Origin of the sequence: Micromonospora sp. NPDC005324 (genome assembly GCF_040607155.1) — a bacterium.
GTDB classification, from domain to species: domain Bacteria; phylum Actinomycetota; class Actinomycetes; order Mycobacteriales; family Micromonosporaceae; genus Micromonospora; species Micromonospora trifolii.
The window spans coordinates 16,018-30,607 of sequence record NZ_JBEXGE010000003.1 but is presented as its reverse complement, the minus strand read 5'-3'; the positions used below and the strand labels follow the sequence as shown (position 1 = coordinate 30,607).

Genomic DNA, 14,590 nt, shown 5'->3' with positions numbered 1-14,590 from the left:
CGGGTCCGTCCGCCGTCGGAGGAGCAGACGATGACAACGCAGCGCACCCGGTCGCTCGGGCGCCCGACCCTCGACGCGGTCGCGGCGCGTGCCGGCGTCGGTCGGGGCACGGTCTCCCGCGTCGTCAACGGCTCGCCCCAGGTCAGCCCGGAGGCCCGGGCCGCGGTCCAACAGGCCATCGCGGAGCTGGGGTACGTGCCGAACCGGGCCGCCCGTGCGCTCGTCACCCAGCGGACCGACTCCGTCGCGCTGGTGGTCTCCGAATCCGGCGAGCGGGTCTTCACCGAGCCGTTCTTCGCCAGCATCGTGCGGGGGATCAGCTCCGGGCTGCTGGAGACGCCGATGCAGCTCTGGCTGGCCATGGCACAGTCGCCGGTGGAGCGGGAGCGGGTCGAGCACCACCTCACCAACCAGCACGTCGACGGCGTACTGCTGCTGTCGTTGCACGACTCCGACCCGCTGCCGACGCTGTTGGAGGAACGCGGCCTGCCCTCCGTGCTCGGCGGTCGGCCCGCCCGCATGCTGCAACCCGGCGCCCAGCCGGCCTGGTTTGTCGACGTGGACAACGTTGGCGGGGCCCGGCAGGCCGTGGAGTACCTGGCGAGGCAGGGGCGGCGACGCGTCGCCACCATCGCCGGTCCGCAGGACATGGGTGCCGGCCTGGCCCGGTTGGCCGGCTACACCGACGCGGTCAAGGCCACCGGCGCCAGCGTCAACCCCGACCTGATCGCGTACGGCGACTTCAGCGAGGGCAGCGGCGCGGCAGGAATGCGCCGGCTGCTGGAGGTCTGCCCGGACCTGGACGCGGTCTTCGTCGCGTCCGACCTCATGGCGTTCGGCGCACTGCGTACCCTGCGCGAGGCCGGCCGGCGCGTCCCGCAGGACGTCGCGGTGATCGGCTTCGACGATGCGACCATCGCCCGACAGGCGGAACCGCCGCTGACCACCGTCTTCCAGCCGGTGGAGGAGATGGGCCGGCAGATGGCCCGCCTGCTGGTGGCCCGGATCCGTGGCGAGGAGCTACCCGCCTCCCACATCCTCCTGGACACCCAGTTGGTCCACCGAGCCTCCGCCTGAGGGTGGGGTTACGGGGCCCAGCGGCGGAGTTCGCGCTTGGCCAGGGAGTTGCGGTGCACCTCGTCGGGGCCGTCGGCGAGGCGCAGGGTGCGGGTCTGCGCCCAGAGGGCGGCCAGGGGGGTGTCCTGGCTGACGCCGGCGCCGCCGTACCCCTGGATGGCCTTGTCGATCACCCACTCCGCCATCGCCGGCGTGCCGATCTTGATGGCCTGGATCTCGGTGTGCGCGCCCTTGTTGCCGACGGTGTCCATCAGCCAGGCCGTCTTGAGCACCAGCAGCCGGGCCTGCTCGATGCGGACCCGGGACTCGGCGATCCATTCCCGGACCACGCCCTGCTCGGCCAGCGGTCGGCCGAACGCGATCCGCCCGAGCGCACGCTTGCAGAGCAGCTCCAATGCCCGCTCAGCCATTCCGATCAATCGCATGCAGTGGTGGATCCGGCCCGGCCCCAGCCGGGCCTGGGCGATGGCGAAACCGGTGCCCTCGGCGCCGATCAGGTTCTCCGCCGGCACCCGGACGTCGGTGAAGTCGATCTCGGCGTGCCCGCCGTGCGAACCGTCGGTGTAGCCGAAGACGGTCATGCCCCGGCGTACGGTCACACCGGGGGTGTCCCGGGGGACCAGCACCATGCTCTGCTGGCGGTGCCGGTCGGCGGTGGGGTCCGTCTTGCCCATCACGATGAAGATCTCGCAGCGGGGGTCCATCGCCCCGGACGACCACCACTTGCGTCCGTTGATCACATACTCGTCGCCGTCGCGGGTGATCCGGGTGGCGATGTTTGTGGCGTCGGAGGACGCGACGTCCGGCTCGGTCATGCAGAACGCCGAGCGGATCTCACCCTCCAGCAGCGGCATCAGCCACCGCTTCTGCTGCGCCTCGGAGCCGAACTCGGCCAGCAACTCCATGTTGCCGGTGTCCGGTGCCGCGCAGTTGACCGCCTCCGGCGCGAGGTGCGGGCTGCGCCCGGTCAGCTCGGCCAGGGGAGCGTACTGGAGGTTCGTCAGGCCGGCGCCGTAGCGCGGGTCGGGCAGGAAGAGGTTCCACAGGCCGCGCTTGCGGGCCTCCGCCTTCAGTTCGGCCAACACCGGGGTACGCGACCACGGGTCCCCGGCGGCCACCTGCTCGGCGTGCACGGCCTCGGCCGGGTAGACATGCTCGGTCAGGAACCCTGTCAGCTCGGCGCGCAGCTCCTCGGTCCGGCTGTCGTATGAGAAGTCCATCACCGCTCCCTGGCGGCGGTCAGCCCGTGCGCGACCAGCGGTGCCACCATCTCGCCGATCCGGTCGAAGCCCTCGCCGAGCGTCTGCCCGAGCGTGTGGCGGTAGTGGATGCCCTCGCAGATGACAGCGAGCTTGAAACAGCCCAGCGCCACGTGCCAGTGCAGCGGCCCGACGTCGACATCGCTGCGTCCGGCGTACCTGTCGATCAGCTCGCTGCCGGTGGGGAAGCCGGCGCGCGGGCCGAGCCCGTCGGCGACGGGGTTGCCGGCGGCGGTGTCGCTGCCGCCGAGCACGTCCCAGTACGTCAGCAGCAGCCCCAGGTCGGCGAGGGGGTCGCCGAGGGTGGCCATTTCCCAGTCGAGCACCGCGTGCACGGCGACCGGGTCGGCCGAGGCGAGGAGGTTGTCCAGCCGGTAGTCGCCGTGCACGATCCGGCCGGCGTTCGCGCCCTCCGGGGCGGTCGCCGCGAGCAGGTCACGCAGCTCGTCGATGCCGGGCAGCGGGCGGCTGCGGGAGCGGTCGAGCTGCCCTGCCCAGCGGCGGACCTGCCGGGCGAGGTAGCCCTCGGGGCGGCCGAAGTCAGCCAACCCGACGCTGGTCGGGTCGACGCTGTGCAGCGCGGCGAGCGTGTCCATCATCGCCATGGCGAGGGCCCGGCGGCGTTCGTCGCCCAGCGGGTCGGTCTGCGCGCGGGTGCGGAACACCTCGCCGGGCATCCGCTCCATGAGGTAGAACGGCGCGCCGATCACCTCGGGGTCGGTGCAGAGCAGCAGCGCGCCCGGGACCGGCACCTCGGTCGGCGCCAGCGCCGAGATGACCCGGAACTCGCGCGCCATGTCGTGCGCGGTCGCCAGCACGTGCCCCAGCGGTGGGCGGCGCAGCACCACCTCGCGGTCGCCGAGGCGCAGCAGGTAGGTGAGGTTGGACTTGCCGCCCGCGATCAGCTGGGCACGCAGCGGCCCGGCCAGCTCGGGTCGGTGCGTTGCCAGGTGGTCGGCGAGACGGTCCAGTGCCAGCCCTGCCGGGGAGGCGGGAACGGCCCCCGGCCGTGACGCGTCGACGGCCGGATCGCTCATCCGACTAGTTGATGGCAGCCCGCTCACGTTGTCAAGGTCAGAATTTCCGCTCGGGACATGCCCCTGCAACAGGGACGAAATGGTCAACTACCAGGCTGGGGTCAGCCTGCCGGCCGCTCTTTTGCCGGCCCGCCGAGCGGAGGGACAGACATGTTGCTGCGAGTTCGGGTCACCCTGCCGGACCGTCCGGGCACCCTCGGTCAGATCGCCCGCACCTTGGGCGTCTCCGGGGCGGACATCGTCCAGGTGGTGGTCCTCGAACGGCTCGGCGGGCGCGCGGTGGACGACTTCACTGTCGTCTGGCCGGGCGCGGCGCGGGTGGAGCGGCTGCTGGCCGGCCTCGCGGCGATACCGGGCGTGCGGGTGGACGGTGTGTGGCGGGCGATCGGCGCGCCCACCACCACCGGCCAGGACGCGGAGCTGTTGGCCCAGGTCGCGGCCAACCCGGCCGACGGGTTGGCCACCCTGGTCGACGCGGTGCCGGGGCTGCTGGCCGCCGACTGGGCAGTGGCCGCCGTGGTGCCGGTCGACTGGGCCTCGCGGACCGGGGGCGGCGGGGCGACAGTGGGGTACGCGAGCTGGCGTGCTCCCGTACCCCCGCGGTTGCCGGAGGTGACGCCGCTGCGCGGACGGTCGATGACCACGCCCGACGGCACCCACCACGCGATCGCGCCGTTCGGCCGGGCGGGCCTGGTGCTGGTGGTGGCCCGCGAGCCCAGCGAGACCCTCTCCGCAGCGGCGTTCCACAGCACCGAGGTGGACCGGCTCACCCAGCTCGTCCGCGCCTGCGCGGTGATCCTCGGCGACCGGCTCGATCTCGTCGGCGCGCCGCCGGTGGTCGCCGGCCCCTGAGCGGCCCGAGGAGTTCCCGGGCCGACACCGCCGGGCAACCGGGCGGCAACAGGCGGGGGTGAGGCTCTTAGGTGGGGAAGGGAGCCAACCATGACGTTGTGGCGGATCCGAGCGACGGTGGACGACCGACCGGGTTACCTGTCGGTGCTCACGGCGAGTCTCGCGCTGCGTGGAGTCAACATCCTCACCGTGCAGGTGCAGCCCACCGAGCAGGGCGCTGTGGACGATTTCCTGGTCGACGCGCCGGACGCGCTCGACGAGGCCGAGCTGATCGCCGCCGTCGAGCGGGGTCGGGGCCGGGACTGCTGGGTGACGCGCAGCGAGGCGCGTGGTCTGGCCGACCAGCCCACCCGGGTGCTCGGGCTCGCCAACCGGCTGGTGCGTGACCCGGACGCGACGGGCGAGGCGTTGCGGACCCTGCTCGCTGCCGACGTCGTCAGCTGGCGACCAGCGTCGGTCGGCGTCGAACGGGGGATCACCGGGGCCAGCATGCTGCTGGCCGACGCGGCGGGCGGTTCGTTCGCGCTGCGCCGGGCCGCGCCCGACTTCACCCCGGCGGAGTACGCGCGGGCGCAGGCCCTGGTCGAGCTGGCCGCCACAGTGGCGCGCCGGGCCGCCGAACAGGTCACAGTGGTGCTGCCCGACGGCGCGGAGGTGGCCGTCCGGCCGGCCAGCGCCCACGACCTGCCCGGCGTGGTGGAGCTGCACGAGGCGTGCTCACCGCGCAGCCGGCAGCGGCGTTACCTGGGCGGGGCGGCGCTGCCGCAGCCGGCCCGGCTGCGTCGACTGCTGGAGCCGAGCCGAGGGCTGACGCTGATCGCCAGCACCACCGGCTCCGACGGCACGGCCGAGTCGGTGGTCGCCATGGCGAACCTCCTCGGCGAGGGCGACGAGGCCGAGGTGGCGCTGCTGGTGCGCGACGACTGGCAGCGGCGTGGGCTCGGTTCGGCGTTGCTGCGCCGGGTGGTTCAGCACGCCGACCGCGCCGGGTACGCGGCGCTGGTGCTGCACGTGCAGGCCACCAACGACCCGATGCTGCGTACGCTGCGCCGGCTGGGGCGGGCCACTGTGGTGCAGCGCGACGGCGGGCTGCTCACCCTCACCGTCCCGCTCGCCGTCGCCGCCACTGCGGATCGGACGGGCGCGTTCTCGCCTGGCGCCTAGCGGGGGTCCTTGTCAGGACCGGGGCGGCTCGCGGTGGCCCGACACGCAGAACCGATTGCCCTCCGGGTCGGCGAGCACCACGTACGGCGGTTCGGTCGGATGCGGATCGGTGGGATAGTGCCGCCACTCGACGATTCGCGCGCCGAGGGCGAGCAGCCGGTCGATCTCCTCGTCGAGGGGTCGCCCGCAGGCGTCCAGATCCAGGTGAAGTCGGGGGAACTCCGGCACCGGGCTCTCGCTGAGGTCCATCGCGAGGGCCACGCCCGGGGCCCCCGGCGGCGGCTCCAGCACGATCCACTCGTCGCCAGCGAATCGGGGCTCCCTGCGGCGGAGGCCGAGGGCCGCGGCCCAGAACGCTCCCGCCCGCTCGGCGTCGGACACGCCCAGGGAGAGCTGCGCGATCATTGCCATTCCCCGACGGTACGCGCGGACGAGGGCCCGCTGTGTGCGCCGAGCGTCCACAGGGGGCCCTCTGCCGTTGGGGGCTGTCAGGTGGTGGGGTAGCTGTTGTAGTCGGGGAAGTTGCCGTAGAGCCGGCTGTCGCCGCCGACGGTGACGGCCTGCACCAGCAGGTCGCCGCCGACGAACGCGCCCTTCCAGGAGGCGCCCCGGCCGCCGAACGGTTCGTCGCGGTCGCCGCGTGAGCGCGGTTTGTTGATGCCCACCTTGAACGCCTGAAGGTCCACGGCGAGCTTGCCGGCCTCGTCGGTGTCGTCGCAGGCCAGCGAGGCCACCAGCGCGCCGTTGGAGGCGTTCATCGCGGCCAGCAGTTCGTCGGTGGTGTCCACCACGACGATCGTGTCGACCGGACCGAACGGCTCGGCGTGCATCAGCCGGGACCGCCCGGGTGGGGCGAGCAGCACCGACGGCGCCACGTACGCCGAGGTGTCCTGCCCGGGCAGGAACGGCGCGCCGGTGAGCTTGCCCCGGTGCAGTGGAATCGCGCCGCCGCGGACCGCCTCGTCGACGGTGCGGCGTAGCTCGTCGGCCTTGGCCGCGCTGATCAGCGGCCCGAAGTCCAGCTCGGGCAGTGGGTGGCCGGCGGCCCAGTCGTCGCCGACGGCGAGCGGGTGACCGAAGCGGACCGAGCGGACGACCGGCAGGTACATGTCGAGGAACTCGTCGACCAGGTCGCGCTGCACCACGAACCGGGGGTACGCGGTGCAGCGCTGCTTGCCGTACTCGAAGCCCTTCCTGAGGTGGGTGGCGAGCAGGTCCCACTGGGAGAAGTTCCAGATGCCCCAGGCGTTGAGGCCCTCCTGCTCGATGAAGTGCCGCTTGTCGCTGTCGAGCAGTGCGGCGGCCACCTTGCCGCCGTTTGACCGGCCGCCGACGAACGCCACCGCGCCGATCTCGGGTGCCCGGACCAGCACCTCGGACAGCTCCCCGCCGCTGCCGGAGACGAGCGTGGCGGGCAGCCCGGCCCGGCGCATCAGCGCGTGCGCGACGGTCAGGCACACCGCGCCGCCCTGGGACGGGGTCTTGGCGATGACAGCGTTGCCGGCCAGGAGCTGCACCAGTTCGGCGTGCACCAGCACGCTCATCGGGTAGTTCCACGACGCGATGTTGCTGACCGGGCCGGGCAGCGGCTCGCGGCCGTCGGCGAGCATCCGGTCGATCTCGCCCGCGTACCAGCGGACGCCGTCGAGCGCCCGGTCCACGTCGGCGCAGGCCAGCCGCCACGGCTTGCCGATCTCCCAGACCAGCAGCAGGGCGAGCAGGTCGCGGTGGGCGGTGAGCGAGTCCACTGCCTCGGCGACGCGGGCCTTGCGGTCGGCCAGCGGGGTCTGGGCCCAGGTCCGGTGCTCGGCGGCGGCGTGGGCGACAGCGGTGCGCGCGGTGGTCGCGTCGAGGCGGGGCAGGTTGATGAGGACTGTGTTGTCCACCGGGGTGCGGACCGCGGCGGGCTGGCCGACCGCCCGCCATTCGCCCTCGACCAGGTTGTGCAGGGTGGTGACGCCGTCGACCTCGGCGCCGAACGCCTCCGGGGTGACGGCCACCGCGCGGGCCAGGATGTCGGTCCAGGCGGTGTCGTCGGCGAGTCGTAGTGCCATCGCTTCTCCTCAGGGTTGACCGGGGAGCGGCGGCGTCGACGGCACCGCTGGTGAGCGGTACTGTCTCGCGCTTCGTAGCGGGTCAGCAACAGTACGTTTGTCTGGCTGGCCGCCGAAGCGCTCGAACAGCGCGAGCATCTTTCCGGATGCTTACGCAGTGAGCTGCGCAAACGCCGAACATCAATCGATGTATGTCGATGGTGTGAGATGCTCCGCAATGTTACTCGCTAGTACGGAAGCGGTGCCGCGCGCGTCGGCCCTGGTTGGCAGGCTTCCCAACCGACGACCCGCCCATTACATTGTCGGTTATCCATGGGAGCGCTTCCATAGCCCGTGGTCACACCGCCACCCCGCTGTCGCCGGTGGCCGTGCCGCCCGTACGCCGTCCCGCGTCGGTGCGACCGCCGGCGGCGCCTCCGACAGGAGTCCGCCATGCGCCACCTGACCCGGCCGTTCAGCGGCCAGCCCGGCCGGTCGCCGGCCGCCGACCAGCCCTGGCCGCGGCGGCTGCTGGCCCTCGGCGTCGCGCTGCTCACCGGTGCGTCCCTCGCGGTGACCGCGCCACCGTCCGCGCCCGCCCCCGCCGCGCCGGCGACGACCTACAACTACGCCGAGGCGTTGCAGAAGTCGCTGCTCTTCTACGAGGCGCAGCAGTCTGGTCGACTGCCCGACTGGAACCGGGTCTCCTGGCGCGGCGACAGCGCGCTCACCGACGGTGCCAGCGCGGGCGTGGACCTCACCGGCGGCTGGTACGACGCCGGCGACCACGTCAAGTTCGGTTTCCCGATGGCGTTCAGCGCCACAATGCTCGCCTGGGGCGCCGTCGAGTACCGCAGCGGCTACACCTCGTCCGGGCAACTGCCGCACCTGCTCAAAAACCTGCGCTTCGTCAACGACTACTTCATCAAGGCGCACCCGTCGGCCAACGTCCTCTACGGGCAGGTCGGCAAGGGCGACGACGACCACAAGTGGTGGGGTCCGGCCGAGGTGATGCCGATGGCGCGGCCCGCGTACAAGATCGATGCGAGCTGTGGCGGCGCGGACCTGGCGGGGGAGACGGCGGCCGCGATGGCCGCCTCCTCGATGGTGTTCCGGCCCACCGACGCGACCTACGCGGACAAGCTGCTCGGGCACGCCCGGCAGCTCTACACCTTCGCCGACACGGTGCGGAAGGCCTACCACGAGTGCATCACCGATGCCACGAGCTTCTACCGCTCGTGGAGCGGCTGGCAGGACGAGCTGGTCTGGGCCGCGATCTGGCTGCACCGGGCCACCGGCGAGGCCAGCTACCTGGCCAAGGCCGAGAGTGAGTACGACAAGCTCGGCACGGAGAACCAGTCCACCACCCGCTCCTACAAGTGGACCATCGCCTGGGACAACAAGCAGTTCGGCGCGTACGTGCTGCTGGCCAACCTGACCGGCAAGCAGAAGTACGTCGACGACGCCAACCGGTGGCTGGACTACTGGACCGTCGGGGTGAACGGGCAGCGGGTGCCGTACTCGCCGGGCGGGATGGCGGTGCTCGACTCCTGGGGCGCGCTGCGCTACGCCGCGAACACCTCCTTCGCCGCGCTGGTCTACAGCGACAGGACCACCGACACCACCCGCAAGGCGCGCTACCACGACTTCGCCGTCCGGCAGATCAACTACGCGCTCGGCGACAACCCCCGCAACTCCAGCTACGTCATCGGGTTCGGCGCCAACGCACCGAAGAACCCGCACCACCGCACCGCGCACGGCTCCTGGTGGGACAGCCAGACCGTGCCCGTCGAGACCCGGCACACCCTCTACGGCGCGCTGGTGGGCGGCCCGTCCTCGGCCAACGACGCGTACAGCGACAGCCGGTCGGACTACGTGATGAACGAGGTGGCCACCGACTACAACGCCGGCTTCACGTCCGCGCTGGTCCGGCTGACCTCCGAGTACGGCGGCTCGCCGCTGGCGAACTTCCCGGTCGCCGAGACGCCGGACATCGACGAGCTGACAGTCGAGACCACTGTGACGCAGGCCGAACCCCGGGCCACCGGGCTCAAGGTGATGGTCTACAACAAGTCCGCGTTCCCGGCCCGCGCGCTGACCGACGGCCGGTTCCGGTACTACTTCCGGCCCGACGGCACCGGCGGAGTGCAGGTCACCGCCGGCTACACGCAGGGCTGCCCGTCCCCGACCACCGCCAAGCAGTTCAGCGGCGACATCTGGTACGTCGAGGTGGACTGCGCCGGGCACACCATCGCCCCGGCGGGTCAGTCGCAGCACCGGATGGAGGTCCAGTTCAAGATCGGCGTGCCGGAGGGCGGCACCTGGGACCCGACCAACGACCCGTCGTACCAGGCCACCGCCGGGCCCAACCGGAAGGTGCCGCTCTACTCCGGCGCCACCCGCGTCTGGGGCGAGGAGCCGGGACCGGTCGTACCGGACACCACCAAGCCGACCGTCCCCGGTGCCCCGGTGGCGTCGCAGCTGACGCCGAGGTCGGTCACCCTGACCTGGTCGCCGTCCACGGACAGCGGCGGCAGCGGCCTCGCCGGGTACGACGTCCGCGAGTTCATGGTCGGTAACGACGTGGTGGCGACCCGACGGGTCACCGAGAACTCGATCACCATCACCACCCTGCTGCCGGAGCGGACGTTCGAGTACACCATCGTGGCGCGCGACGGCGCTGGCAACGAGTCGGCCGCCTCGCCGAAGCTCAGCGTGACCACGCCACCGGCCGGCACCGCCGACACCACAGCGCCGAGCACCCCCGGCACGCCGGTCGCCTCGGCAGTCACCGCCACCGGGCTCACACTGGCCTGGACCCCGTCGACCGACAACGTGGGCGTCACCGGTTACCGGGTCTACCGCGAGGCCGGTGCCACCGACGTGCTGGCCGGCTCGCCGACCGGCACCACCCAGGCGGTCTCCGGGTTGACCGCCTCGACGGCGTACCAGTTCTACGTGGTGGCAGTGGACGCGGCGGGCAACACCTCCGCGGCGTCCACGCCGGTCGCGGTGACCACCGCGGCCCCGCCGGTCGGTGGCACCTGCACTGTGGGGTACGCCACCACCGACTGGGGCAGCGGCTTCACCGCCAACGTGTCGATCACCAACACCGGCACCACAGCGATCAACGGCTGGGCCCTGCGGTTCAGCTTCCCCGGTGGGCAGAGCGTCAGTCAGGGCTGGTCGGCGACGATCAGCCAGAGCGGCGCGGCGGTCACCGCCACGAACCTGTCCTACAACGGCACGATCGCGGCGGGCGCGTCGGTGAGCTTCGGCTTCAACGGCACGTACAGCGGCGCCAACCCGAAACCGACAGCCTTCACCGTCAACAACACCCCCTGCACCATCGCCTGACCGGCACCGCGACGAGATCGTGGACAGTTACCGTTCCGCGGGCGGTAACTGTCCACGATCTGCAAGTCGCGCCGCATTGGTTGGGCCGCCCGCTCACTCCACCAGGTCGTCGGCGAGCAGATCCATCAGCAGGCCGTCGTGCCAGCGGCCGTCCGCGCCGCGCTCGTAGCGGCGCAGCACCCCGACCGGGCGGAAACCAACCTTCGCGTACGCCCGGATGGCGGCGCTGTTCGCCGCGGCCGGGTCGATGGTGAAGCGGTGGTGGCCGTACTCGTCGATCAGGTGCCGGGCCAGGGTGCGGATGGCGTCACCGCCGAGGCCGGCGCCGCGCTCCGCCGGGTCGAGGAAGACGTCCAGGCTGGCGTGCCGGTAGTCCGGGTCCGCCTCGGCGTACCACTGGATCGCGCCGATCACCCGGCCGTCGTGCTCGATCGCGTACACGTGCAGGTCGTCGTCGGCGAGGTCGGCGCGCACGGAGTCGGTCAGGTCGTCGCCGCCCCGCCACCACCGGCGTACCTCCGGGTCGGCCCGGATCGCGGCGAGGGCCGGCACGTCCGTAACCGTCGCCGGTCGTAGTGTCACCGCCCGCCCTCGCAGCACCGGCTCAGCCCCTGATCTCGCCGTGCTCGACGCAGACCGCCGACCAGCCCACCGGCAGCACCTGCACCTTCATCCGGCGACGACAGCGGAGGCAGAACCGGGGCGGCTCCAACTGGCGGGCCGACGCGCAGGCCGGGTGGGCGGTGGCCGTCGCCGACTCACCGCACCGGTCGCACCACAGCTCCGTCGTCGTCATGGTCGTCACAGCGTGGCGGAGAGCGCCTTGACCGGCATCTTCAACTCGTCCAGCAGCTCCAGGTCGGCCGTCGCCGGTCGACCCAGCGTGGTCAGGTAGTTGCCGACGATCACCGCGTTGATGCCGCCGAGCAGACCGTCGCGGGTGCCGAGGTCGCCGAGGGTGATCTCGCGCCCACCGGCATACCGCAGGATGGTGCGCGGCATGGCCAGCCGGAACGCGGCGATGGCCCGCAGCGCGTCCTTGCCCTCCACCACCGGGCGGTCGCCGAGCGGAGTGCCGGGGCGGGGGTTGAGGAAGTTGAGCGGCACCTCGTGCGGGTTCAACTCGGCGAGCTGCGCGGCGAACTCGGCCCGCTGCTCGACGGTCTCGCCGAGGCCGAGGATGCCGCCGCAGCACACCTCCATGCCGGAGTCGCGCACCATCCGCAGCGTCTCCCAGCGCTCCTCCCACGAGTGCGTGGTGACCACGTTGGGGAAGTACGACTTGCAGGTCTCCAGGTTGTGGTTGTAGCGGTGCACGCCCATGTCGACCAGGTCGTCGACCTGCTCCTTGGTGAGCATGCCCAGCGACGCGGCGACCTGGATGTCGACAGCCGCCCTGATGGCGGCGACGCCCTCGCGCATCTGCTTCATCAGCCGGGCGTCCGGCCCGCGGACCGCGGCGACGATGCAGAACTCGGTCGCCCCGGTCGCGGCGGTCTGCTTCGCCGCCTCGACCAGCGACGGGATGTCCAGCCAGACCGAGCGCACCGGCGAGGTGAACAGGCCCGACTGCGAGCAGAAGTGGCAGTCTTCCGGGCAGCCGCCGGTCTTGAGCGAGACGATCCCCTCGACCTCGACCTCCGGGCCGCACCAGCGCATCCGCACGTCGTGAGCGAGCTGGAGAGCGGCGGGCAGGTGCTCGTCGGGCAGGTTCAGCACGGCGAGGATGCCGGCCTGATCGAGGCCGACACCGTCACCCAGGACCTGGGTCCGGGCCTGGTCGAGGATCTCTGGCATGGGTCGTACCCTACTAGGCCTGTGCGAGAGCCCCGGGTCGAGCCGAGGTGGAATCGTCGGGCCGGTGGCGGCGGGTGGTAATTTCGCCCGGCGGGTGTCGGGCTGACCGGCACGCACAGCGGGGGAGGGTGACGGTGGCGGACTGGCTGGCGGCGCTCGACCGCCGCGCGGAGCTGCGGGCGAAGGCCGGGCTGACCAGGCGACTGCATCCGCGCCCGGCCGACGATCAGATGACCGATCTGGCCGGCAACGACTACCTCGGCCTCGCCACCCACCCGGACGTCATCGCCGCGGCCACAGCGGCCCTGTCGGCGTACGGGCTGGGGGCGACCGGGTCACGCCTGGTCCGGGGCTCCACCGACGCGCACCGGGCTCTCGAGGAGGACCTGGCCCGCTGGCTGAGCACCGACGGCGCGCTGGTCTTCTCCTCCGGCTACCTGGCCAACCTCGGCGCGCTACGGGCGCTCGTCCAACCTCGGACGCTGCTCGTCTCCGACGCGCACAACCACGCGTCGCTGATCGACGGCTGCCGTATCTCCGGTGCGCAGACGGTGGTCACTCCGCACGCCGACGTCGACGCGGTCGCCGCCGCGCTCGCGGCCGCTCCCGGCCGCCCGGCGGTGGTGGTGACCGAGTCGGTCTTCTCGGTCGACGGTGACCTCGCCCCACTGGCTCGGCTGCACGCCGTGGCCCGCCGTCACGGCGCGCTGCTGCTGGTCGACGACGCGCACGCGCTCGGCCTGACCGGCCCGGCCGGCGCGGGCGCGGTGGCGGCCACCGGGCTGGCCGGCGAGCCGGACGTGGTGGTCACCGCCACCCTGTCCAAGGCGCTCGGTGGCGCGGGTGGCGTTGTCGCCGGCCCGGCCGAGTTCGTCCGGCACCTGGTCGAGACCGGGCGCACGTTCATCTTCGACACGGCACTGCCGCCGGCGGTCGCCGCCGGTGTGCACGCCGCGCTTCGGCTCGCCCAGGCCGGCGACGACCTGCGCGCCGAGCTGTCCGACCGGGTGGGGCTGGCGGTCGGTCGACTGCGGGCGGCCGGGCTGACCGTCTCCGCACCGGACGCGGCGGTCATCTCGGTGACCGCCCCGGGGCCGGAGGCGGCGACCGCCTGGGCCGCCGACTGCCGGGACCGGGGCGTCGCGGTGGGCTGTTTCCGGCCACCATCCACCCCGGACAGCCGCTCCCGCCTGCGCCTCACGATCAGCGCGGGGGTGCCCCGGGCGGCGTTCGAGCGGGCGCTGGACGTCATCGTGGACTGTGTTCCATGACCGGGTGGGCGGGGTCGGTGCTGGTTACCGGGACGGACACCGAGGTCGGCAAAACGGTGGTGACGGCGGCGATCGCGGCCGCCGCGCAGGCGGCCGGGCTGCGGGTGGCGGTGGTCAAACCGGGCCAGACGGGTACGGCCGGCGGTGAGCCCGGTGACGTGGACGCGGTCAACCGGCTGGCCGCGCCGCTGACCGGTCGGACCTTGGCCAGCTATCCGGATCCGCTCGCCCCGTTGGCCGCCGCGCGGGTCGCCGACCTGCCGCCGCTGGAGCTGTACGCGGCGGTGGACGCCGTCCGGGCGGAGGCCGACAAGCACGACCTCGTGTTGATCGAGGGCGCGGGCGGGTTGCTGGTTCCGATGGGGCTGCGGCCGTCGGGGGAGCCGTGGACGATGGCCGACCTGGCGGTGTCGCTCGGCGCGCCCGCGGTGGTGGTCGCCCGCGCCGGGTTGGGCACGCTCAACCACACCGCGTTGACACTGGAGGCGTTGGACCGTCGGGCGGTGCCGGCCGGTGTGGTGATCGGTGCCTGGCCGGCCCGGCCGGAGCTGGTGCACTGGACGAACCTCACCGATCTGGTGCCGAACCTCCTCGGCGCGTTGCCCGACGGCGCCGGCGCGATGGATCCTGGTGTGTTCCGGCGGTCCGCGCCGGGTTGGCTCACCCCGGCCCTGCACGGCGTGCTCGACGACTGGCGGGTCTGGGCCGAGGAGAGCGGCTGAACACCTGACTTTCGTCGGTGT

The 14,590-nt window shown here is 72.6% G+C and carries 13 protein-coding genes; 6 read left to right on the top strand and 7 right to left on the bottom strand.

The features are described 5' to 3' along the window. Window positions 1-30: 30 nt before the first annotated feature. Window positions 31-1,077, top strand: coding sequence for a LacI family DNA-binding transcriptional regulator (locus ABZS40_RS03960; protein WP_354941655.1), 1,047 nt, complete (start codon window positions 31-33; stop codon window positions 1,075-1,077). Between the two features lie 8 nt (window positions 1,078-1,085). Here ABZS40_RS03960 and ABZS40_RS03955 read toward each other — a convergent pair whose 3' ends face one another. Both ABZS40_RS03955 and ABZS40_RS03950 read right to left on the bottom strand, forming a co-directional pair. Continuing rightward, window positions 1,086-2,297 (bottom strand): acyl-CoA dehydrogenase family protein, encoded by a 1,212-nt coding sequence (locus ABZS40_RS03955; RefSeq protein ID WP_354941653.1) that lies wholly within the window; start codon window positions 2,295-2,297, stop codon window positions 1,086-1,088. Then, window positions 2,297-3,373, bottom strand: a complete 1,077-nt coding sequence (locus tag ABZS40_RS03950; protein WP_354941651.1) for a phosphotransferase family protein — start codon at window positions 3,371-3,373, stop codon at window positions 2,297-2,299. Before ABZS40_RS03950 ends, ABZS40_RS03955 begins: the two co-directional genes overlap by 1 nt. Window positions 3,374-3,523: 150 nt before the next feature. On the opposite strand from ABZS40_RS03950, the gene ABZS40_RS03945 reads away from it, so the two are divergent. Both ABZS40_RS03945 and ABZS40_RS03940 read left to right on the top strand, forming a co-directional pair. After that, the gene (locus ABZS40_RS03945) at window positions 3,524-4,225 is read left to right on the top strand and encodes an amino acid-binding protein (protein WP_354941649.1); all 702 of its coding nucleotides are present in this window, start codon (window positions 3,524-3,526) and stop codon (window positions 4,223-4,225) included. Between the two features lie 90 nt (window positions 4,226-4,315). Beyond that, window positions 4,316-5,389 (top strand): GNAT family N-acetyltransferase, encoded by a 1,074-nt coding sequence (locus ABZS40_RS03940; RefSeq protein WP_354941647.1) that lies wholly within the window; start codon window positions 4,316-4,318, stop codon window positions 5,387-5,389. Window positions 5,390-5,401: 12 nt separating this feature from the next. Here the strand turns inward: ABZS40_RS03940 and ABZS40_RS03935 are convergent, their stop codons facing one another. Further along, a complete protein-coding gene (locus ABZS40_RS03935; protein ID WP_354941645.1) occupies window positions 5,402-5,800 on the bottom strand; it encodes a VOC family protein in 399 nt (132 codons plus the stop codon). Window positions 5,801-5,877: 77 nt separating this feature from the next. Next, a complete protein-coding gene (locus ABZS40_RS03930) occupies window positions 5,878-7,443 on the bottom strand; it encodes an aldehyde dehydrogenase family protein (RefSeq protein WP_354941643.1) in 1,566 nt (521 codons plus the stop codon). Window positions 7,444-7,875: 432 nt separating this feature from the next. Here ABZS40_RS03930 and ABZS40_RS03925 point away from each other — a divergent pair, with 432 nt between their 5' ends. Further along, the gene (locus ABZS40_RS03925; protein WP_354941641.1) at window positions 7,876-10,779 is read left to right on the top strand and encodes a glycoside hydrolase family 9 protein; all 2,904 of its coding nucleotides are present in this window, start codon (window positions 7,876-7,878) and stop codon (window positions 10,777-10,779) included. A gap of 93 nt (window positions 10,780-10,872) precedes the next feature. Here the strand turns inward: ABZS40_RS03925 and ABZS40_RS03920 are convergent, their stop codons facing one another. Genes ABZS40_RS03920 through bioB form a run of 3 tightly spaced genes read right to left on the bottom strand, consistent with a single transcriptional unit; the run spans window position 10,873 to window position 12,576 of the window. Then, on the bottom strand, window positions 10,873-11,379 hold the full coding sequence (locus ABZS40_RS03920) for a GNAT family protein (RefSeq protein ID WP_354941639.1): 507 nt from the start codon (window positions 11,377-11,379) through the stop codon (window positions 10,873-10,875). Between the two features lie 4 nt (window positions 11,380-11,383). Next, window positions 11,384-11,575 (bottom strand): hypothetical protein, encoded by a 192-nt coding sequence (locus tag ABZS40_RS03915; RefSeq protein WP_354941637.1) that lies wholly within the window; start codon window positions 11,573-11,575, stop codon window positions 11,384-11,386. A 5-nt stretch (window positions 11,576-11,580) separates the two neighbouring features. Then, window positions 11,581-12,576, bottom strand: coding sequence for a biotin synthase BioB (bioB, locus tag ABZS40_RS03910; protein ID WP_354941635.1), 996 nt, complete (start codon window positions 12,574-12,576; stop codon window positions 11,581-11,583). Between the two features lie 134 nt (window positions 12,577-12,710). Here bioB and ABZS40_RS03905 point away from each other — a divergent pair, with 134 nt between their 5' ends. After that, window positions 12,711-13,847 (top strand): 8-amino-7-oxononanoate synthase, encoded by a 1,137-nt coding sequence (locus ABZS40_RS03905; RefSeq protein ID WP_354941633.1) that lies wholly within the window; start codon window positions 12,711-12,713, stop codon window positions 13,845-13,847. Further along, window positions 13,844-14,569, top strand: coding sequence for a dethiobiotin synthase (gene bioD / locus ABZS40_RS03900; protein WP_091400737.1), 726 nt, complete (start codon window positions 13,844-13,846; stop codon window positions 14,567-14,569). Before ABZS40_RS03905 ends, bioD begins: the two co-directional genes overlap by 4 nt. Window positions 14,570-14,590: the final 21 nt, after the last annotated feature.

What these genes read in the sequence shown, in the direction of transcription:
- ABZS40_RS03960 (WP_354941655.1), top strand. Translation starts at nt 31, where the DNA reads ATGACAACGCAGCGCACCCGGTCGCTCGGGCGCCCGACCCTCGACGCG.
- ABZS40_RS03955 (WP_354941653.1), bottom strand. Translation starts at nt 2,297, where the DNA reads ATGGACTTCTCATACGACAGCCGGACCGAGGAGCTGCGCGCCGAGCTG.
- ABZS40_RS03950 (WP_354941651.1), bottom strand. Translation starts at nt 3,373, where the DNA reads ATGAGCGATCCGGCCGTCGACGCGTCACGGCCGGGGGCCGTTCCCGCC.
- ABZS40_RS03945 (WP_354941649.1), top strand. Translation starts at nt 3,524, where the DNA reads ATGTTGCTGCGAGTTCGGGTCACCCTGCCGGACCGTCCGGGCACCCTC.
- ABZS40_RS03940 (WP_354941647.1), top strand. Translation starts at nt 4,316, where the DNA reads ATGACGTTGTGGCGGATCCGAGCGACGGTGGACGACCGACCGGGTTAC.
- ABZS40_RS03935 (WP_354941645.1), bottom strand. Translation starts at nt 5,800, where the DNA reads ATGGCAATGATCGCGCAGCTCTCCCTGGGCGTGTCCGACGCCGAGCGG.
- ABZS40_RS03930 (WP_354941643.1), bottom strand. Translation starts at nt 7,443, where the DNA reads ATGGCACTACGACTCGCCGACGACACCGCCTGGACCGACATCCTGGCC.
- ABZS40_RS03925 (WP_354941641.1), top strand. Translation starts at nt 7,876, where the DNA reads ATGCGCCACCTGACCCGGCCGTTCAGCGGCCAGCCCGGCCGGTCGCCG.
- ABZS40_RS03915 (WP_354941637.1), bottom strand. Translation starts at nt 11,575, where the DNA reads ATGACGACGACGGAGCTGTGGTGCGACCGGTGCGGTGAGTCGGCGACG.
- bioB (WP_354941635.1), bottom strand. Translation starts at nt 12,576, where the DNA reads ATGCCAGAGATCCTCGACCAGGCCCGGACCCAGGTCCTGGGTGACGGT.
- bioD (WP_091400737.1), top strand. Translation starts at nt 13,844, where the DNA reads ATGACCGGGTGGGCGGGGTCGGTGCTGGTTACCGGGACGGACACCGAG.